This is a genomic window from Kitasatospora sp. NPDC034023, assembly GCF_055575795.1.
Genome location: NZ_JBVIRY010000019.1, coordinates 33,193 through 51,590 on the forward strand (window position 1 = coordinate 33,193; position 18,398 = coordinate 51,590).

The following is an 18,398-nucleotide window of genomic DNA, read 5'->3' on the forward strand; positions in this document are numbered from 1 at the left end:
CAGCATGTCGTCCCGGATGCGCGTGGGGAGCGCGCACTGGATGACATCAGGGGTGGGTTCGTGAGGTCTTCGGGGTCCGTGTTCAGGTCCGGCCTGGCCGTCGGCGGAGTGCTGCTGCTCGTGGCGTGTTCGGGCGGCGGGGGCGGAGGGACTGCCGCGCCGAGTGCGTCGGCGACGCCGAGCGCTTCGGCGACGCCGTACGGTACGACGCTCGACCAGGTCCTCGGACCGATCAACACCGGGCTGGCGAAGGTGGCGGCGGCCAAGACCACGAACGAGGTCGGTACGGCGCTCGCGGCCGTCGAGTCCAGCGCCGACCGCGCCTCCCGCAACCTGAACGCCGCCGGCACGCCCGCCGGAGCCGAGACCACGCGCACCGAACTGGTGAACGGACTGAACGCGCTCTCCTCCGAGGCGTTGACGATCCGCGTCGACCTCAACGACAAGAAGTTCTGCACTGTCGATGTCGTTCAGGCCCAGCTCGGCGCCGGCCAGGGGCTGGTGGCGGTCCCGGCCGCCCTGGCCAAGCTGGCAACGGCCGGCTACCAGGCCACCTTCACCGTCCCGGACCTGCCCAAGCCGCAGCCGCAGCCGCGGACCCTGGAGAACGGCACCATGGTCCGAGAAGGTGAGCAGAACGGCCTGGGCACGCTGAAGGTCGTCAACAACGAAGCGGAGGACGTGGTCTTCTCCATCGCGCGGGACGGGCAGTCCGTCGCCTCGGTGTACTCGGCCAAGGGGCAGCAGGTCACCGTCGAGGGCATCACGGACGGCACGTACGACTTCTACTACACCAGCGGTTCGGACTGGGACTCCGGGGCGAAGGTGTTCACCCGGAGCTGCCGGTACGTCAAGTTCTCGACGCCGAAGGACTTCAAGGTCGAGAAGACCTCCTCCGGGAGGACCGCGACCACCTGGACGATCACCCTCAACCCGGCGCGGCCCGGAAACGGGAAGACCGAGTGGTCGGATGTGAACTCCGTCCCGCAGCCGTAGCAGGCAGCAGCCGTAGCACGTAACGGGCATACCGGGACGGGTGGTTACTGCGGGGTGGCACAACAGGCCATGACGAGTGGCGAGTTCGGGCAGAACGGTTGACCCCCTTGAAGTGGCCATGGCACTTTCGTGCGGCGTGGGCGTCGGCGACCAGTCGTACACCCCGCGATCCCCCACAAGGAGAGCCATGTTCAAGAGACTTGTCGCGGTGGCCGGCACGAGCGCCGTCGTCGCGGGCGGGCTGGCCTTCGCGGCCGCCCCCGCGCACGCCACCCAGGCGGCCGACCTGACGTCCACCATCGCCCTGAGCAACTGCTCCGCCTCGCTGGTCCGTTACCCCACCTCGGTGGCCGGCGACCGGGCGCTGATGCTCACCAACGGGCACTGCCTGCCGACCATGCCCTCGGCCGGCCAGGTCATCCAGAACGCCAGCGCCAGCCGCAGCGGCACCCTGCTCGACGGCGCCGGCAACAGCCTGGGCACCGTCCAGGCCGACAAGGTGCTCTACGCGACGATGACCGGCACCGACGTCGCGCTCTACCAACTCACCGACACCTACGGCTCGATCACCTCCAAGTACGGGGCCACCGCGCTCACCGTCAGCGACACGCACCCGGTCGACGGCGCCGCGATGTACATACCCTCCTCGTACTGGAAGCAGGTCTGGAACTGCTCCGTCAACGGGTTCGTGCCCACCCTCCGCGAGGACGAGTGGACCTGGCACGACTCGCTGCGCTACAGCTCCGGCTGCAACACCACACACGGCACCTCCGGCTCGCCGATCATCGACTCCGCCAGTGGGCGGATCGTCGGCATCAACAACACCGGCAACGACGACGGTGCGATGTGCACCCTCAACAACCCGTGCGAGGTGGCCGCCGACGGCACCACCAAGGCCGTCAAGGGCCAGAGCTACGGCGAGGAGACCTACTGGTTCACCACCTGCCTGAACTCCACCCGGGCCATCGACCTCAACGTCGCCGGCTGCCTGCTCACCAAGCCCGCCGGCAGCGGCGCCGTCTCGGTGACCAGCCCCGGTGACCAGTCGACCGCCGTCGGCGGCTCGGTGAACCTGCAGATCAACGCGTCCGGCGGCACCGCTCCGCTGTCGTACTCGGCCACCGGCCTGCCCGCGGGCCTGGCCATCAACGCCTCGACCGGCGCGATCACCGGCACCACGACCACCGGCGGCGCCTACCCGGTGACCGTCACGGTGAAGGACTCGGCCGGCAAGACCGCCACCGCGAGCTTCACCTGGAACGTCATCGGCAGCGAAGGCTCGTGCACCCCGGCGCAGCTGCTCGGCAACCCGGGCTTCGAGACCGGTTCGGCGGCGCCGTGGACGGCGAGCTCCGGCGTGGTCGACAACAGCTCCAGCCAGGCCGCGCACGGCGGTTCCTGGAAGGCGTGGATGGACGGCTACGGCTCCTCCCACACCGACACGGTGTCGCAGACCGTGAGCATCCCGGCGGGCTGCAAGGCGACGCTGAGCTTCTGGCTGCACGTCGACACCGCGGAGTCGGGCACCACCGCGTACGACAAGCTGACCGTGTCGGTGAACGGCACCGCGCTGAAGACGTACTCCAACGTCGACGCCGCGGCGGGCTACCAGCAGCGCACCTTCGACCTGTCGGCCTACGCGGGCCAGAGCGTCACCGTGAAGTTCAACGCGGTCGAGGACTCCTCGCTGCAGACGAGCTTCGTGATCGACGACACCTCGATCCAGACCGCCTGACGCGGCACCCCGGCCGCGCAGCCCGGCCCCCGGTCCGCCGGGGCCGGGCTGCGCGGTCTTCCGCCGCAACTCCAGGACCGGGAAAGCCCCTTGGGTCGGGCCCCGTTCGTGGACGGCCGCCGCCGTATGCTGTCCGGGTGATCAAGCCGATTGAGCTGGTGATATTCGACTGTGACGGCGTGCTGGTGGACAGCGAGGTGATCGCCGTGCGGGTGCTGGTGCGGCTGGGGGAGGAACTGGGCTGGCCGCTGACCGAGGCGGAGGCGATCGAGCGGTTCGTCGGGCGGTCGGAGGCGGTCAACAACGCGCTGGTGGCCGAGCGGCTCGGGGCGGAGACGGCGGCGGTGTGGGGCAAGCGGTTCCACGAGCTGCACGCCGAGGCCGTGGACGCCGGCCTGACCCCGGTGGACGGCCTGCCGGAGGCGCTCGACGCGATCGGCCTGCCCGCGTGTGTGGCCTCCAGCGGTGCGCACGAGAAGATGCGGCACACCCTGGGCCGGACCGGACTCTACGAGCGCTTCGCCGGGCGGATCTTCAGCGCCACCGAGGTCGAGCACGGCAAGCCCGCGCCCGACCTGTTCCTGCACGCCGCGCGGAGCATGGGCGTCGACCCGGCGGCCTGCGTCGTGGTCGAGGACAGCGCGCCCGGCGTCACGGCCGCCCGCGCCGCCGGGATGCGATCGCTCGGCTACGCGGGCGGCGTCACGGCGGCGGAGCGGCTGGCCGGGCCGGGCACGGTCGTCTTCCACGACATGCGCGAGCTGCCGGGGCTGATCGCGGCCGGCGCGGTTCAGCCGGCCTAGTCACCAGGGGTGGTCACCAGGAGTGGTGGCCACCCTCGGCGTGGAAGAACCGGCCGGTCGGCCCGGCGGCCGCCTCGCCGAGCTGCCGGGCGATCCGCCGGCCGCCCTCCTCGACGGTGGCGAGGCCGCTGTGCTCGTTGAGGTCGGTCGCGCAGTAGCCCGGCTCCAGCGAGCTGACCTTGACGGCGGAATCGCGCAGCGCCCGGGCGTAGACCAGGGTGACGGCGTTCAGCGCCGCCTTGGAGGAGTTGTAGGCGAGCAGGGTCGCGTGCTCCCAGACCGGGGAGTCCGGGTCGGCCAGGAAGGCGAAGCTGGCGAGGCCGCTGGAGACGTTGCCGATCAGCCCGGCCGGTGACTTCCGCAGCAGCGGCAGCATGGCGTTGGTGACGGCAATGACGCCGAAGACGTTGGTCTCGTAGGTCTCGCGCACGGCCTCGACCGGCAGCTCCTCCGGCGTGCGCCGCCAGTCCCGGGCGATGCCCGCGTTGTTGACCAGGGTGTCCAGTCGGCCGTACTCGGCGGCGATCAGCTCGGCCGCGGCGGCGACGGTCGTCGGGTCGGTCACGTCCAGGCGGACGAAGCGGGCGTCCAGGCCCTCGGCGGCGAGCCCGGCGGCGGCCGCTTCACCGCGCTCCGGGTCGCGGGCGCCGATCAGCACGGTGTGCCCGGCGCGGGCGAGTTCCCCGGCGGTGGCCAGGCCGATGCCCTTGTTGGCGCCGGTGATCAGGACGATGCGGTTGGTGTTCATGGCCCCACCCTGGCCCGGTGGCGCCGGGGCCGGGAGAGCACTGTCGAGGGTGGTATCGGCGGTCCCATGGTGGCCGGGCACGTGGTCGGGCCAGACTGGGGCCGTGGAAAACGTGGACCGGGCGGAGCTGGCCGCCTTCCTGCGGGGTTGGCGCGCCCGCATCCAGCCCGCCGACGTCGGCCTGCCGGCCGGCGGACGGCGCCGCACCCCGGGCCTGCGCCGCCAGGAGGTCGCGCAGCTCGCGGGGATGTCGGTGGAGTACTACATCCGGCTGGAACAGGGCCGGGGGCCGCGGCCGTCCCGCCAGATGATCGGGGCGATCAGCCGGGCCCTGCGGCTGTCCGAGGACGAGACCGCCCACCTGCACCACCTGGTCGGCGAGCCGCCGCTGCCCCCGAGCACGCTGTCCCGGGACGTCCGGCCGGGCATCCTGCACCTGCTCGACCGGCTGGACGACACCCCGGCCATGGTCTGCAGCGCCGCCCGCGACATCCTCGCCTGGAACCCCATGGCGGCCGCCCTGCTCGGTGACTTCTCCGCCCCGCCGCCCGGCGAGCGCAACCTGATCTGGCGCTTCTTCACCGACCCGGACACCCGCGCCCGCCACGACGCCTCAGGCCAGGCCGAGTTCGGCCGCCGCGCGGTCGCCGACCTGCGGTCCGCCGCCGCCCGCTACCCCGCCGACAGCGCCCTGCGCGCCCTGGTCGAGCGGCTGCTCGCGGCCGACGCCGAGTTCCGGGAGCTGTGGGCGCGGCAGGACGTGGAGGTCCGCCGCTCGACCCGCAAGCGGATCCTCCACCCGGTGGTCGGCCCGCTCGACCTCGACTGCGAGGCGCTGCACGACCCGCACCGGGACCAGTGGACGATCTTCTACACCGCAGCCCCCGGGACGCCGTCGCACACGGCGCTGCGACTGCTGAAGGTGGTGGGCAGTCAGGACCTGGCCGTGCGGGAGTGAGCGGGTGCGTCCGCGGCGGGCCGGCGCAGGGTGGTGGTGGCGATGGCCAGGAAGTCCGGTACGGGGCCGGTGCCACCGCCCTCCGGGACCGCCAGGCAGGTCTCGACGGGCAGCGAGTCGGTGACCGGCAGGTAGACCAGGTCGGGACGGGAGTACGAGCCCGTGACGCTGAGCGGGACCAGTGCGATGCCCTGCCCGGAGGCGATCAGCTCGAACTTCTCGTCCAGGGAGGACGTCCGACGCTTCCTGGCGTCGAGGATCGGCTCACCGTCGAGGTCGGCCGAGGTGAGGGCACGGCGGCCGGCCAGCGGATGCGTCACCGGCAGGCAGGCCACCTTGGCCTCCTGGCCGATCGGGACGGTGCGCAGCCCCGTGTCGTCGAACGGCCGCCGCAGGTAGCCGACGTGCGCGCGGCCGTCGCGCAGCGGGGCGTCCTGCTCCCACCAGCGCAGCGGGAGGACGTCGACCCCGATGTCCGGGTGGCGCGCGGTGAACGCCCGGATCGCCTCCGACACGTGCAGGCCGGGCGAGAAGGCGACGACCAGCCGCTGTTCGCCGCGCGCGGCCTCCTGGACGCGCCGCAGGGCGGTGTCCACCGTGGCGGTGATCCGCTGCGCCTCCTCGCGCAACTGCCGTCCGGCAGCGGTCAGTTCGACACTGCGGGTGGTCCGGGTGAACAGCAGAAAGCCCAACTCCCGCTCGAACGCCCGGATCTGCCGGCTGAGGACCGGCTGCGCGATGAACAGCTCCTGGGCCGCCCGGCCGAACTGTCGGTGCTCGGCCACCGCGAGGAAGTAGCGGAGCTTGCGCAGGTCCAGATCCATGCCCGCACGGTATCAATGCGTGCGGAAGGGTATTGGACGCCCGGCCCCGGCCGCTCGGAGACTCGACCCATGACCGACACCCACTCCACGGCCGACACCCGTTCCACAGCCGACACGCACTCCATGGCCGACACCCGCCTCGCGGCGGACACCCACGTCGCCGCCGAACCGCGCAGGACAGCCCTCGTCATCGGCGCCTCCCGCACCCTGGGTCTCGGGATCGCCGCCGAGTACCTCCGCCGCGGCTGGGACGTCATCGGCACCGTGCGCGGCAGCCGCCGCACCGGCCTGCACGACCTGGCGGACTCCGCCGACGGGCGGCTGACCGTCGAGCAGTTGGAGATGACCGACCCGGAGCAGATCGCGGCCCTGCGCGACCGGCTGGCCCGGCGCACCCTCGACCTGCTCTTCGTCAACGCCGCCGTCGCCCGCGGCGACCTGCCGATCGGCGAGGTGCCGACGGAGATGTTCACCGAGGTGATGGCCACCAACGCGCTCGGCCCGATGCGCGTCGTGGAGACCCTCGGCCCGCTGGTCGCGCCGACCGGGACCATCGGGGTGATGTCCTCCGACCAGGGGAGCATCGCCCTGAACACCGAGGGCGGGCAGGACCTGTACCGGGCGAGCAAGTCCGCGCTGAATCAGCTGATGCGCTGCTACGCCGTCCGTCAGGCCGGGAGCGCGCGCAGCCTGCTGCTGATGGACCCGGGCTGGGTTCGGACCGAACTCGGCGGCATGGAAGCGGAGTTGAGCGTGGAGGAGAGCGTTCCCGGCGTGGTGGGGACGATCGAGCGCCACCGCGGCGAGCCGGGGCTCCGGTTCCTGGACCACGAGGGCAAGGACGTGGCCTGGTAGCCGGTGCCCTGGAAACCGGTGGCCTGGCGGTTGGCAGCCGGTGGCCTGGTGGCCGCGCGGGCTAATTCGGTTGCCCGGGCCGATGGTTGCTGGCAGGGTCGGGCGCCATGCCTTCCTCCCGCACGATGCACGCCGGCGAACTCGCCATCGACGACGCCCTGGTCCGCCGGATGGTCGCCGCGCAGTTCCCGTACTGGGCGGCCCTGCCGGTCGAGGCGGTCGCCGCGGCCGGGACCAGCAACGCGATGTACCGGCTGGGTGCGGACCTGGTGGTGCGCATCCCGCGGATCCCGGGGGCCGTCGAGGACATCGAGAAGGAGTGCGTTTGGCTGCGGCGCCTGGCCCCGGAGCTTCCGGTCGCGGTGCCCGTACCGTTGGCCCGGAGCGGGACGGTGGACGGCTGCCCGTGGCCCTGGTCGGTCCTCCGCTGGCTCGACGGTGCGAACCCGGTGGTCGGGCAGGTGGCCGAACCGGCCCTGCTGGCCGCCGACTTGGCGGCCTTCGTGACCGCCATGCGCCGGGTGGACCCGGCCGGCGGCCCCGCTTCCTACCGCAGCGAGTCCCTGCCGGAGCGGGACGGCGCGGTCCGGACGGCGATCGCGGCCCTGGCGGACGTCATCGACACCGGGGCTGCGACCGGCGCCTGGGAGGACGCACTCCGGGCCCCCGGGCATCCCGGCCCGCCGGTCTGGATCCACGCCGACCTGCAGCCCGGCAACCTGCTGCTGGACGGGCGCGGTCGGCTGAGCGCCGTCATCGACTTCGGCTGCGCGGGCCTCGGCGACCCGGCCGTGGACCTGATCGCCGCCTGGTACGTGCTCCCCGTGGCGGCCCGTGCCGCCTTCCGGGCGGGCGTGGCCGCCGACGACGCGACCTGGGCGCGCGGCCGGGGCTGGGCGCTGTCCGTCGCGCTGATGGAGCTGGCCTACTACCGCGAGACCAGCCCGCGGATGACGGGCATCGCCCGGTACGTGATCGGCGAGGTGCTGGCCGATCACGCCTCGGGAACCGATCGTGCCTCGGGTACCGATCGTGCCTCGGGTACCGGTCGTGCCTCGGGTACCGCTCACGCCTCCCCGGCCGGCAGCCGCCACTCGTAGGGGAACAGTTCCTCCGCCCAGCCGGGGGAGTCGGCGGTCGCAGCGTCGGGGGTGCGCAGGAGGCAGCGGTGGCGCAGGAGTTCGCGCCGTTCGGCAGGGGTGAGCAGGCGCTCGTCGGGCCCGAGGTCCTTGTAGTGGCCGAGGTCGGGGCGGCCGTCGACCGAGCCGTCCTCGGTGACGTTGAGGTGGTCGCCCTCGGGGGTGCGGTAGTCGAGGCGGAGGTCCGTGCGCCACTGGGAGTTGCCGCCCCAGCCGTGGGACAGGTCGTGCGTGGGCCGGTCGGCCCGGCGGAAGGTCCAGTAGAGCGGGGAGCGGTCCGCCACCCCGCGCTCGGCGTGCTCCGCACCGGCCCGGATCCGTACCCCGGCGCGGTTGAACAGCAGCTCGCCCAGCATCAGCCCCGGGTGGCGGACCGCCAGGACTTCGATCGGCGCCTGCGGGTCCTCGGCCTGCTCGACCTCGACGATCTCGTGCAGGAACGGGTCGAAGGGCGCGGCGTCCTCGAACGGCGTCATGCCGAGCGCGGTGAACAGGCCGAGGTACGAGGGCAGTTGCGGGTCGATCAGCAGGACGTCGGCGACCCGGCCGAGGGCGTAGAGCTCCCACAGCAGCCCCTGGCCGTCCTCGTCGCCCCACCAGGGGTGGTGGGTCGAGGCGGTCCGGAGCCGCTCGGCGTAGCCGCCGGCCCCTTCCCGGGCGAGCCAGGGGCCGATGACGTCCTCGGGCGGGCCGTCGGTGTCGAGCAGGGCCTCGTACAGTGCGCGAGCGTTCACCCCGGCGATCCTGGCAGGTTTTACGAAACGGTCAACCAACGTCCGGGCCGCCCCGGGTAGCGTCCGGGGCCATGAGCGTGGTCGATGTGAACGAGCGGGCGGCGCGGCTGCCCGAGGCCTGGCACTCCCAGGTGCTGGGGCGGGTCGGGGCTGCGGCGGTGAAGGTGCTGCGGATGGACGGGCGGGAGCTGGCGCCGGAGGTGCACGGGACGGCCGAGGTGCTGTTCGTCGCCGAGGGGTGCCTCGAACTGCTCCTGGACGGCGAGGAGTCGACCGTACGGGCCGGCGAGCTGTGCGTCGTGCCGGCGGGCGCGCGGCACGCCGTCCGGGCGGGCAGCCGGGGGACCCTGCTGATCGTGGAGGTGGCGGTGGAGGGGTGATCGCCGCCCCGGGGCCGGCCTTCCGGGCTTCCCGGCTTCCGGGGGGCCTGCGGGGCCGGGCGCCCGGCCGGGGTGGCCGGGCGCCGGTGGGGTCACGTCCGGCTGGTGAGGTGGCGGGCGAGGAATCGGGCGCCGCTGTCGGCCTCGAAGCGGGGGAGCTCCTTGTGCTTGCCCGCGTTCACGTGCAGGGACTTCTCCTTGGAGGCGAAGGCGTCGAACAGCGCGACACCGTCCTCGCGGGAGATGTGCTCGTCGTCCCACTGCAGGGCGAACTCGATCGGGATGGTGATCCGCTTCGCCTGCTCGGCCAGGACCTCGGGCCAGTGCTGGCCGAAGACGGCGGCGGTGATCCGGGGCTCGCCCGCCACGAAGGGGATGCCGATCGCGGTGCCCATGTTGATGCCCCAGTAGCCGACCGGCCCGTCGGTGCCGATCTCGGGGAGCTGCTGGAGGGCGTCCAGGGTCGCGTGGTACTCGGGCACGGCGAGCTTCGCCAGGTGCTCGTTGTAGCGGACGACGATGGGGCCTTCGGGCTCGCCGGCCGCCCGCACCCGGAACATCTCGGCGATTTCCGCCTCGTCGTGTGCCGTGCGCGGCCGGTCGCCGTGGCCGGGTGCGTCGATGACGGCGACGTGGAAGCCGTAACCGTGTACGAGGAGCCGGGCGCGGCCCGACATCGCGGGGTGCTTCTTGTGGTTGCCGCCGCCGTGTCCCATCAGGACCAGCGGGGCGCGGTCGGTGCCGGTGGCCGGGGACCAGAGCACGCCGGGGACGTCGCCCACGGTGAAGTCGCGCTCGCGGATGCCGTTCGCGGTGGAATCGGCGGTGAACTGGAAAGCAGACATGGTTGGTGCCTTTCGGAAGGGCCTTGAGGAAGGAAGGCGCTCCCGGCGACGGCTACGTCAGTCGCCGACCGTGACGAAGAGGGGGAGCACCCACGGGGATACAGCCTTCACGGGTCTCACCTCCTCTGACGGTGTCTCGGTCAGGGAAGATCTTGTACCTCGAACGCCGCCCCGTGCAAGCCCCTTTCCTGCCCGCTCTCCTGCCCGTTTCCCGTCACCGGTCGCCGAGGGCGGCGGCCACGGCAGCCTCCGCATGCAGACGAGCGGTGGGGAACACCGGGACCGGGCTGTCCTCCGGCCGGACCAGGAGTTCGATCTCGGTGCAGCCGAGCACGATCCCCTCCGCGCCCGCCGCCACCAGCTCTTCGATCACCCGCCGGTAGGCGGCCCGTGATTCGTCGCGGACCACGCCGACGCACAGTTCCTCGTAGATCACCCGGTGGACCAGGGCGCGGGAGTCGGCTTCGGGAACGAGGACGTCCAGGCCGTGCGAGGCCAACCGCCCTCGGTAGAAGTCCTGTTCCATGGTGAAGGCCGTCCCCAGCAGCCCGATCCGCTGTGCGCCGGCCGCCCGTACGGCCAGCGCGGTGGCGTCGGCCAGGTGCAGAAGGGGGACGGCGACCGCGGCCGCGACCTGGTCGGCGACCTTGTGCATGGTGTTGGTGCAGATCAGCAGCAACTCCGCGCCCGCCGCCTCCAGGGACCGCGCCGCGGCTGCCAGGACCTCGCCGGCCTCGTCCCAGCGCCCAGCCGCCTGCAGCTGCTCGATGGCGGCGAAGTCGACCGAGTAGAGCACGAGTTGCGCGGAGTGCAGCCCGCCGAGCCGGTCGCGGGTGAGTTCGTTCAGCAGGCGGTAGTACTCGGCGGTGGATTCCCAGCTCATGCCGCCGATGAGGCCGATGGTCTTCATGGCGTCATTTATAAGGGAATTCGAGAAAGGAAGACAACTCCATAAGACTATCTTTTAGGTTCTCTCCCTGGGTACCCGGTGCTGCCACTCGCGGCTGAACACCACCGACCCGGCCTCCAGCGCCCGCAGCTGCACGATGCTGAGGAAGTGCCCGGCGTCGCAGCGCAGTTGGGCGCGGGTCTGGACGGTGACGTCCCAGCCGATGTCGGGGCGCTCCAGCCGTACGGTGTGGTCGGTGCGGGCCTGGGCGCTGAGCGGGGTGTCGGTGAGGACGCGGTAGGCGGTGACGGTGTGCTCGTCGCGGACCAGGCCGTCGGGGTGGGTGCGGGTGCCGTCGGTGGCGGGGGAGAGTTCGGTGCGCCACTCGTGGCGGCCGATGTCGTGGATGGTGAGGTGCTCGGGCCGGGCGGTGAGCGGCTCGGTGAGGTGGATGTCGAGCGGATCGGGCAGTGCCGGGGTCTCGAAGGTGATGGGCGTGGCGCCGACGTCGGCGGCGAGGTGGCGGACGGGCAGGCTCAGGGTGGACCGGGACGGGTCGAGGGCGTATCCGGCGGCGTCCGCCGGGGGCCACACCCACGGCCAGTAGACGGAGGAGAAGGCGAGCCGAAGCCGGTGCCCGGCCGGGACCGTCCGGCCGCAGGCGGCCAGCTCCACTTCGGCGTCCGGCCCGGCGTCGGGCGGGGCGATCAGGACGCCCCGGGTGACCAGCTCCGAGGTGCCGTCCGGGCCGACCGCGCAGAGCCGGACCGCCACCAGCGGCGCGGGCCCGCCCTCGCGCAGCCGCAGCCGTACCGTCGGGGCGCCGAGCAGCTCGACCGGCTCGGGCAGCGGCTGGGAGTCGAAGCAGACCGAGCGGCCGTCCTCCTCGCGCTGGTCGGGCGGCTGGTCGGCGGGGCGGCCGCGCGGGAGGTAGGCGCCGGCGTTGAGGCCGGTGTGCTGCGGGGAGCGGACGTGGACGTAGCGGTCGTCGGAGGCGGTGCCGGCGGTGCGCAGCGGCCCGTCCAGGCCGTAGTGGATCTCGCGGACGTCGGGGGAGGGCCAGGCGTCGTCGCCGGCCCAGCGGGTGCTGATCCAGCTGCGCAGGGCGGGTTCCTTGGTGGCACCGGTGTCGACGCCGCGCAGCCAGTGGTCCCACCAGCGCAGGGTCTCGGGCAGGGCGTCCTCGGGCAGGCCGTGCGGCCAGGGGCCGATCAGGGCGCGCGCGGTGGGGGACTCGGCGAGCAGGCGCAGCACGAAGGAGCAGGACGGGTCGCCCCAGCCGGCGATCGCGAAGGTGGGGACGGAGATCGGCACGGTGCTCTCCCCGGCGGCGAGCCAGGTGTCGACGGGCGGCTCCAGGGTCTCCAGCCGGGTCAGCCAGCGGCCGCGCCAGGCGTCGCCGACGTGGCGCGGGTCCGGGGGCAGGGCGGCGTCGGCGACCAGGGCGGTGAGCCGGGTGTGCAGGTCGGCGGCGAGCACGGCGCCGCCGAGCCGGTGGCCGCCCTCGGGGCAGACGGTGACCACGGCGCCGACGGTCTCCGGCACCCGGGCGGCCAGGCGCAGCGCGGTGGTGCCCGCGGCGCCGACGCCGAGCAGGCCGACCCGGCCACTGGCGTGGGGGCGGCGGGCGAGCCAGTCGACCACGGTGGCGCCGTCGACCAGCTCCTGTTCGCCGCCGGGCTCGCCGGGGGTGCCGGCGGAGTTGCCGTGCCCGCGGGTGTCGACCCGCAGGACGGCGTAGCCGTGGCCGGCGTACCAGGGGTGGCGGCGGGCGTCCTCGGCGGCGGTCCGGTCGGTGAGGCGGCCGCCGGAGTACTCCAGCAGCGCCGGGACGGGCTCGTCGTCGACCGGCCGCCACAGCCGGCCGGCCAGCAGCGTGCCGTCGGGCAGCGGGATGCGGACGTCCTCGCGGGTGGTGTGGAAGGGGTACGACGGCATGGCCGCTCCCATCGGGTCCCGGGCCGGGTGGGCGCCGGCGGGCCCGCGGCGCGCGGGTCGTACGGGTGTCCGTACGTGCGCGCCGCGGGCGTCGGCATTCCGACCCTAGGGGAGGAACCGGCCGTTTTCCTGGCGAGGGCCCCTCGGCGGTTACGCCTTGCTCAGCCAGGCGGTGGCGTTGAGGGCGAGGGCGGCGTCGGTGCCGGCCGGGTCGTCCCAGCCGTTGAAGAGGGTGTTGCCGGACTGGCCGGTGCCGTCGTCGATCGGGGAGCTGTCGCCCCAGATGGCGACCCGGCCGGAGCCGAAGGTGCTGGTGACGAAGAAGGCGCCGGTGTTGCCGCTGTAGCCGGTCCGGTAGACCAGGCCCTTGACCGAGGGGTTGTCGGCGGGCTTCAGGGTGAAGGTGGTGCCGTTGCGCAGGATGGAGCCGGTGACGGTGCCGAAGGAGCCGTTCAGGACGGGGTCGGTGGCGTCGTTGACCGCGCGCGGGTTGTCGGTGGTGATGTTGAGCAGGTCGACCGAGAAGCCGAAGGGGTCGTTGTTGTTGACCCCGTTGCTGGTCAGCAGGTCGTTGATGATCTTCGGCGAGTCCCAGCCGTCGTTGTTGCGGTCGCTGTTGTTGTGGTCGGAGATCAGGAAGAGTCCGCCGCCGTTCTGGACGAACTTCATGACCGCGGTCTTCTCGGCCGCGCTGAGCCGGATGTTGGGCTCCGGGACGACGAAGGTGTCGAAGTTGGCGAGGTCGAGCGCGCCGCCGGTGCCGTAGGTGATGGTGGAGCCGGCCGGGAGGGTCTTGAGGCTGTACTGGCCGGTCTTCTGGAGGGCGACGCCCCAGGCGGACAGCGCGCCGGTCCAGCTCTTCTCGGTGGTGGGGCTGGGGTTCTGGGCGAGCGGGTCGGGCTGGCTGGTGCTGATGATCCAGTCGGCGTTGCCGGCGGTCTCGGCCTTGCTGTTGTCGAACAGCACCCGGTGCGGGGTGGCGCTCACCGAGGTGGTCGTGGCGGCCGAGGCGGTCGTGGCCGGGGCGGCGGTGGCGGCCGGGGCGAGGGTGGTGAGACCGGCCGCGAGCAGCGCCGCGCCGGAGAGGGCCGCGACGGTTCGAATGCGGATCGTCATGTGCCGTTCCTCCGTGGGGAGTTGAGGTGTTCGGCGCCCGAGTTTTCGCGCGTAGAACGGGAGTATCCGCGCGTAGAGCGGCCGGAGAAAGGCCCGGGAGGTGACGAAGCCCTGTACGGATCGTGGGGATCTCGAGGTGGGCAGAAACCAGACCGTAATTGCGCATGACTTGCAACTGCGCGTGTCCAGGCGGAAAGATGGCCCAGCTCTGCCCGCTGCACCGACCGGCTCTGCCCGCTCCGCCGAAAGGACCCGATGATGACCGCCCCTCGCTGGCGCGACCGGCTCACCCGTGAGGAGTGGATCCGCCTGGCCGGAATGGGCGGGTTCATCCTCGCGCTGCACGTCGTCGGCTGGTTCACCCTGCTCGCGCTCGTCGCACCCGAGCACTACACCGTCGGCGGCCAGGTATTCGGCGCGGGCATGGGCCTGACCGCCTACACCCTCGGCATGCGGCACGCCTTCGACGCCGACCACATCGCCGCCATCGACAACACCACCCGCAAGCTGATGGGCCAGGGCAAGCGGCCGCTGTCGGTCGGCTTCTGGTTCTCGCTCGGGCACTCCTCGATCGTCTTCGGCCTCTGCGCGCTGCTGGCCTTCGGCATCCGCTCGCTGGCCGGCCAGGTGGAGTCCGACGACTCGACGCTGCACGAGATGACGGGCCTGATCGGCGTCACCGTCTCCGGCACCTTCCTGCTGCTCCTCGGCCTGATCAACCTGGGCGCCTTCAACGGCATCCTCAAGGTCTTCCGCAAGATGCGGGTGGGCGAGTACGACGAGGCCGAGCTGGAGCGCCAGCTGGAGCGGCGCGGGCTGATGAACCGCATCCTCGGCCGGGTGACCAGGGCCGTCACCAAGCCCTGGCACATGTACCCGGTGGGCCTGCTGTTCGGCCTGGGCTTCGACACCGCCACGGAGGTGTCCCTGCTGGTGCTGGCGGGCGGCGCGGCGGCATTCTCGCTGCCCTGGTACGCGCTGCTCACACTGCCGATCCTGTTCGCGGCCGGGATGAGCCTGCTGGACACCATCGACGGCTCGTTCATGAACTTCGCCTACGAGTGGGCCTTCTCCAAGCCGGTCCGCAAGATCTACTACAACCTGACCGTCACCGGGCTGTCGGTGCTGGTCGCGCTGGTCATCGGCTCGGTCGAGCTGATCGGCCTGCTCGGCGAGAAGCTGGACATCACCAGCGGGCCGATCGCCTGGATCGGCTCGGTGGACCTCAACTTCGTCGGCTACGCGATCGTCGGGCTGTTCGTGCTCACCTGGGCGGCGGCGATCGCCTACTGGAAGTTCGGCAACGTCGAGGAGAAGTGGTCGGCCGGGCTGGCCGCCGCCTCGGCCGAGTCCGACTGACGCACAAGCCGAGCAGCGCACGGGTGAAGCAACGCGCGGCCCGAACCGAGGGGCCGGTGACCGGGGTCTGGTCACCGGCCCCTCGGGGCTTTCCGGGAGCGGGACGGGTCCTGGGGACGGGTCCTACCGCAGCGCGGCGAGCACCGCGTCCGCCATCACCTTCTCGCCGGTCGCGTTCGGGTGGAACGGCACGGCGGGCGAGCCGGGCAGCGCGCCCTCGATCCAGCGGTCGTCCGAGCAGACGTCGTGTCCGAGGGTCGGCGTGGCGGTGTCGACGTAGGTCGCGCCGCCCGCGGCCGCGGTGGCCCTGAGCGCGGCGTTCAGCTTGTCGAGCACGCCGTGCATGTACTCGACGTCGCCGGGGGTGACGGGCTGGCGCAGCACGCAGGACGAGCCGTCGGCGGGCAGCACGGACGGGTAACCGACCAGCAGTACCTTGGCCTTGGGGGCCTTGCTGTGGATGCGCTGGAGGGTGTCGGCGATCTGCGGGGCGATAGTGGTGGTGATCCGCTCGGCCAGGTCGTCGTTGCCGTACTGCCAGGACCACGTGCTCCAGTCCCAGTAACCGTGGTGGTACACGTCCTTGCACGGCGTTCCGAGCGGGTTGACGACGGCGCCGGCGATGCAGGTGGCGACCAGTTCGCCGAGTCCGAGGTCGCTGGCCGCGAGGTCGTTGCCGCCGATCCCGAGGGTGACCAGGTCGGTGTCGGGGGTCACCGCGCCCAGCTGGGGGTCGTTGACCTTGATGAACGCGTCGTACTGGGGTTGCGTCATCGCCTTGACCTTGGCGGCGGCGCAGGTCACGTCGGTGTACGCGCCGGCCTTGAGGGCGGCGGCGACCAGGTGGCCGTAGTTGTGGTCGGAGCGCAGGCAGAGGCCGGCCGACTGGCCGGGTACGCCGGCGCCGGCGGCGTAGGAGTCGCCGAGTGCCACGAGGTGCTTCGGGGCGGGCGTGGCGGCCTGGGCGCTGGTGGAGGTGAGTGCCAGGGCGGCGCCGAGGGCGACCGCGGCGAGCGCGGTGGAATTGCGGAGGTGCCGGGAATTCCGGGCAGGGCGGAGCACGGTTCCTCCTGGGGGAGAGAAACGACGGGTGGGGGTGGTGCCGAGCCGGGCCACAGCTACTCGCAGGTAAGTTACTGCCAGGTTTCGTGGGCGTCCATGGTTTGCGCAGAAATTGCCGAAATTCCGTCAGATGGAGTCGCGTGACATTTCGAATTTCGCTCCACCGTGTATCGGAGGTATTTCCGAAACGGTGTGGAGCGGAATTCATGCACGCGGTTGTCACCAACCGGTCGACCAATGGTTGACCGAACGTCACCGCAGGCCGCAGTATCGGGCGCACAGCGACGGCGGTGCCCCCACCCGCCGCCACCGCGAGCCGCGACGGAGGACTGCGCATGGCCCTGGACGCCGACGTCATCGTCATCGGAGCGGGACTCGCCGGCCTCGCCGCCACCGCCGAACTCGCCGACGCCGGACGGAAGGTGATCCTGCTCGACCAGGAACCGGCGGCCTCGCTCGGCGGACAGGCGCACTGGTCCTTCGGCGGCCTCTTCCTGGTCGACTCGCCCGAGCAGCGCCGGATGCGGATCCGCGACTCGCACGCCCTCGCCTGGCAGGACTGGCTCGGCACCGCCGGCTTCGACCGCCCCGAAGACGCCTGGCCCCGCCGCTGGGCCGAGGCCTACGTCGACTTCGCGGCGGGCGAGAAGCGGTCCTGGCTGCGCGGAATGGGCGTGCGGTTCTTCCCGGTGGTCGGCTGGGCCGAGCGCGGCGGCTTCCTCGCCGACGGGCCCGGCAACTCGGTGCCGCGCTTCCACATCACCTGGGGCACCGGCCCGGGACTGCTGGCGCCCTTCGTCCGCCGGGTCCGCGACGCCGCCGCGCGCGGACTGGTCGACCTGCGCTTCCGACACCGCGTCACCGGACTGACCGCCACCGCGGGCGCCGTCGACACCGTCACCGGCGAGGTGCTGGAGCCCAGCCCGGCCCCCCGCGGCGAGGCCAGCTCCCGCGAGGTCGCCGGACACTTCGAACTGCGCGCCCAAGCCGTCGTCGTCACCTCCGGCGGCATCGGCGGCAACCACGACCTGGTCCGCAAGGCCTGGCCCGCCCGGCTCGGCACCCCACCCGCCAGAATGCTCTCCGGCGTGCCCGCGCACGTCGACGGCCTGATGCTGGACATCGCCGGCGCCGCCGGGGCCAGCCTGATCAACGGCGACCGGATGTGGCACTACACCGAGGGCATCGAGAACTTCGATCCGATCTGGGCCCGCCACGGCATCCGGATCCTCCCCGGCCCGTCCTCGCTCTGGCTGGACGCGCGCGGCCGACGGCTGCCCGTCCCGCTGTTCCCCGGCTTCGACACCCTCGGGACACTCGAACACATCATGTCCACCGGGTACGAGTACACCTGGTTCGTGCTCAACCAGCGCATCATCGAGAAGGAGTTCACCCTCTCCGGCTCCGAACAGAACCCCGACCTGACCGGGAAATCCGTGCGCGGCGTGCTCGGCCGCACCCTGCCCGGCGCCCCCGGACCGGTCCGCGGCCACCTGCGGCACGGCCGGGACTTCGTCGTCGCCGGCAACCTCGCCGACCTCGCCCGGGGCATGAACGCCAAGACCCGCGAGCCGCTGATCGACCCCGACGAGCTGCGCCGCACCGTCGAGGACCGCGACCGGCAGCTGGCCAACCCCTTCGCCAAGGACCTCCAGGTCACCGCCATCCACGGCGCCCGCCGCTACCTCGGCGACAAGCTCGTCCGCACCGCCGCCCCGCACCGCGTCCTCGACCCCGACGCCGCCCCGCTGATCGCCGTCCGGCTCAACATCCTGACCCGCAAGTCGCTGGGCGGGCTCGAGACCGACCTGTCCTCGCGGGTGCTGCGGCCGGACGGGGAGGTGCTGCCGGGGGTGTACGCGGCGGGCGAGGCGGCGGGCTTCGGCGGCGGGGGCGTGCACGGCTACCGCTCGCTGGAGGGGACGTTCCTCGGCGGGTGCCTGTTCTCGGGCCGTACGGCGGGGCGGGCCGCGGCCCGGGCGGTGGGATGACGGACGCCGGGGCAGCGGGCGGTGGG

General features: G+C 72.5%; 17 protein-coding genes. 9 read left to right on the top strand and 8 right to left on the bottom strand.

The window, feature by feature from the left end:
* The first annotated feature begins 78 nt into the window (after positions 1-78).
* The 3 genes from ACZ52R_RS24380 (at position 79) to ACZ52R_RS24390 (ending at position 3,534) form a co-directional block, all read left to right on the top strand.
* Positions 79-996, top strand: coding sequence for a hypothetical protein (locus ACZ52R_RS24380; protein WP_465618571.1), 918 nt, complete (start codon positions 79-81; stop codon positions 994-996).
* Positions 997-1,183: 187 nt separating this feature from the next.
* Positions 1,184-2,731 (top strand): putative Ig domain-containing protein, encoded by a 1,548-nt coding sequence (locus ACZ52R_RS24385; protein WP_465754132.1) that lies wholly within the window; start codon positions 1,184-1,186, stop codon positions 2,729-2,731.
* Between the two features lie 137 nt (positions 2,732-2,868).
* Positions 2,869-3,534 carry an HAD family hydrolase gene (locus tag ACZ52R_RS24390; RefSeq protein ID WP_360499280.1) on the top strand — a complete coding sequence of 222 codons (666 nt, stop codon included), beginning with the start codon at positions 2,869-2,871 and terminating at the stop codon, positions 3,532-3,534.
* Between the two features lie 13 nt (positions 3,535-3,547).
* Here ACZ52R_RS24390 and ACZ52R_RS24395 read toward each other — a convergent pair whose 3' ends face one another.
* Positions 3,548-4,282: an SDR family NAD(P)-dependent oxidoreductase gene (locus tag ACZ52R_RS24395; RefSeq protein ID WP_360499282.1), complete on the bottom strand. Its 735-nt coding sequence runs from the start codon at positions 4,280-4,282 to the stop codon at positions 3,548-3,550.
* Positions 4,283-4,385: 103 nt separating this feature from the next.
* Here ACZ52R_RS24395 and ACZ52R_RS24400 point away from each other — a divergent pair, with 103 nt between their 5' ends.
* Positions 4,386-5,240, top strand: a complete 855-nt coding sequence (locus ACZ52R_RS24400; RefSeq protein ID WP_465663843.1) for a helix-turn-helix transcriptional regulator — start codon at positions 4,386-4,388, stop codon at positions 5,238-5,240.
* On the opposite strand, the gene ACZ52R_RS24405 is transcribed toward ACZ52R_RS24400, so the two are convergent.
* Positions 5,216-6,064 (bottom strand): LysR family transcriptional regulator, encoded by an 849-nt coding sequence (locus ACZ52R_RS24405; RefSeq protein WP_465754133.1) that lies wholly within the window; start codon positions 6,062-6,064, stop codon positions 5,216-5,218. The genes ACZ52R_RS24400 and ACZ52R_RS24405 overlap by 25 nt on opposite strands.
* 123 nt (positions 6,065-6,187) lie before the next feature.
* Between ACZ52R_RS24405 and ACZ52R_RS24410 the strand changes: the two genes are divergently transcribed.
* The gene (locus tag ACZ52R_RS24410) at positions 6,188-6,919 is read left to right on the top strand and encodes an SDR family oxidoreductase (RefSeq protein WP_360499408.1); all 732 of its coding nucleotides are present in this window, start codon (positions 6,188-6,190) and stop codon (positions 6,917-6,919) included.
* A gap of 107 nt (positions 6,920-7,026) precedes the next feature.
* A complete protein-coding gene (locus ACZ52R_RS24415; protein ID WP_465754134.1) occupies positions 7,027-8,019 on the top strand; it encodes an aminoglycoside phosphotransferase family protein in 993 nt (330 codons plus the stop codon).
* Here ACZ52R_RS24415 and ACZ52R_RS24420 read toward each other — a convergent pair.
* A complete protein-coding gene (locus ACZ52R_RS24420) occupies positions 7,986-8,792 on the bottom strand; it encodes a hypothetical protein (protein WP_465754135.1) in 807 nt (268 codons plus the stop codon). The two genes, ACZ52R_RS24415 and ACZ52R_RS24420, sit on opposite strands and share 34 nt — an antisense overlap.
* A 71-nt stretch (positions 8,793-8,863) precedes the next feature.
* Here ACZ52R_RS24420 and ACZ52R_RS24425 point away from each other — a divergent pair, with 71 nt between their 5' ends.
* Complete coding sequence (locus ACZ52R_RS24425; protein ID WP_360499292.1) at positions 8,864-9,172, top strand: cupin domain-containing protein; 309 nt, start codon at positions 8,864-8,866, stop codon at positions 9,170-9,172.
* Between the two features lie 92 nt (positions 9,173-9,264).
* Here ACZ52R_RS24425 and ACZ52R_RS24430 read toward each other — a convergent pair whose 3' ends face one another.
* The 4 genes from ACZ52R_RS24430 to ACZ52R_RS24445 all read right to left on the bottom strand — a co-directional run bounded on the left by ACZ52R_RS24430 (position 9,265) and on the right by ACZ52R_RS24445 (position 13,960).
* The gene (locus ACZ52R_RS24430) at positions 9,265-10,017 is read right to left on the bottom strand and encodes an alpha/beta hydrolase family protein (protein WP_465754136.1); all 753 of its coding nucleotides are present in this window, start codon (positions 10,015-10,017) and stop codon (positions 9,265-9,267) included.
* A 214-nt stretch (positions 10,018-10,231) separates the two neighbouring features.
* Positions 10,232-10,927, bottom strand: coding sequence for an aspartate/glutamate racemase family protein (locus ACZ52R_RS24435; RefSeq protein ID WP_465618587.1), 696 nt, complete (start codon positions 10,925-10,927; stop codon positions 10,232-10,234).
* 54 nt (positions 10,928-10,981) lie between these two features.
* Positions 10,982-12,844, bottom strand: coding sequence for a CocE/NonD family hydrolase (locus tag ACZ52R_RS24440; protein ID WP_465754137.1), 1,863 nt, complete (start codon positions 12,842-12,844; stop codon positions 10,982-10,984).
* 150 nt (positions 12,845-12,994) lie between these two features.
* Complete coding sequence (locus ACZ52R_RS24445; RefSeq protein ID WP_465618591.1) at positions 12,995-13,960, bottom strand: hydrolase; 966 nt, start codon at positions 13,958-13,960, stop codon at positions 12,995-12,997.
* Positions 13,961-14,218: 258 nt separating this feature from the next.
* On the opposite strand from ACZ52R_RS24445, the gene nicT reads away from it, so the two are divergent.
* Positions 14,219-15,319 (top strand): Nickel transporter NicT, encoded by a 1,101-nt coding sequence (nicT, locus tag ACZ52R_RS24450; protein ID WP_465754177.1) that lies wholly within the window; start codon positions 14,219-14,221, stop codon positions 15,317-15,319.
* A 123-nt stretch (positions 15,320-15,442) separates the two neighbouring features.
* On the opposite strand, the gene ACZ52R_RS24455 is transcribed toward nicT, so the two are convergent.
* The gene (locus ACZ52R_RS24455) at positions 15,443-16,381 is read right to left on the bottom strand and encodes an SGNH/GDSL hydrolase family protein (RefSeq protein WP_465618593.1); all 939 of its coding nucleotides are present in this window, start codon (positions 16,379-16,381) and stop codon (positions 15,443-15,445) included.
* Between the two features lie 335 nt (positions 16,382-16,716).
* Between ACZ52R_RS24455 and ACZ52R_RS24460 the strand changes: the two genes are divergently transcribed.
* On the top strand, positions 16,717-18,372 hold the full coding sequence (locus ACZ52R_RS24460; protein WP_465754138.1) for an FAD-binding dehydrogenase: 1,656 nt from the start codon (positions 16,717-16,719) through the stop codon (positions 18,370-18,372).
* Positions 18,373-18,398 lie beyond the last annotated feature (26 nt).

Coding starts and splice junctions, on each gene's coding strand:
- ACZ52R_RS24385 (WP_465754132.1), top strand. CDS start 1,184: ATGTTCAAGAGACTTGTCGCGGTGGCCGGCACGAGCGCCGTCGTCGCG.
- ACZ52R_RS24395 (WP_360499282.1), bottom strand. CDS start 4,282: ATGAACACCAACCGCATCGTCCTGATCACCGGCGCCAACAAGGGCATC.
- ACZ52R_RS24405 (WP_465754133.1), bottom strand. CDS start 6,064: ATGGATCTGGACCTGCGCAAGCTCCGCTACTTCCTCGCGGTGGCCGAG.
- ACZ52R_RS24410 (WP_360499408.1), top strand. CDS start 6,188: ATGGCCGACACCCGCCTCGCGGCGGACACCCACGTCGCCGCCGAACCG.
- ACZ52R_RS24415 (WP_465754134.1), top strand. CDS start 7,027: ATGCCTTCCTCCCGCACGATGCACGCCGGCGAACTCGCCATCGACGAC.
- ACZ52R_RS24425 (WP_360499292.1), top strand. CDS start 8,864: ATGAGCGTGGTCGATGTGAACGAGCGGGCGGCGCGGCTGCCCGAGGCC.
- ACZ52R_RS24430 (WP_465754136.1), bottom strand. CDS start 10,017: ATGTCTGCTTTCCAGTTCACCGCCGATTCCACCGCGAACGGCATCCGC.
- ACZ52R_RS24435 (WP_465618587.1), bottom strand. CDS start 10,927: ATGAAGACCATCGGCCTCATCGGCGGCATGAGCTGGGAATCCACCGCC.
- ACZ52R_RS24440 (WP_465754137.1), bottom strand. CDS start 12,844: ATGCCGTCGTACCCCTTCCACACCACCCGCGAGGACGTCCGCATCCCG.
- ACZ52R_RS24445 (WP_465618591.1), bottom strand. CDS start 13,960: ATGACGATCCGCATTCGAACCGTCGCGGCCCTCTCCGGCGCGGCGCTG.
- nicT (WP_465754177.1), top strand. CDS start 14,219: ATGACCGCCCCTCGCTGGCGCGACCGGCTCACCCGTGAGGAGTGGATC.
- ACZ52R_RS24460 (WP_465754138.1), top strand. CDS start 16,717: ATGGCCCTGGACGCCGACGTCATCGTCATCGGAGCGGGACTCGCCGGC.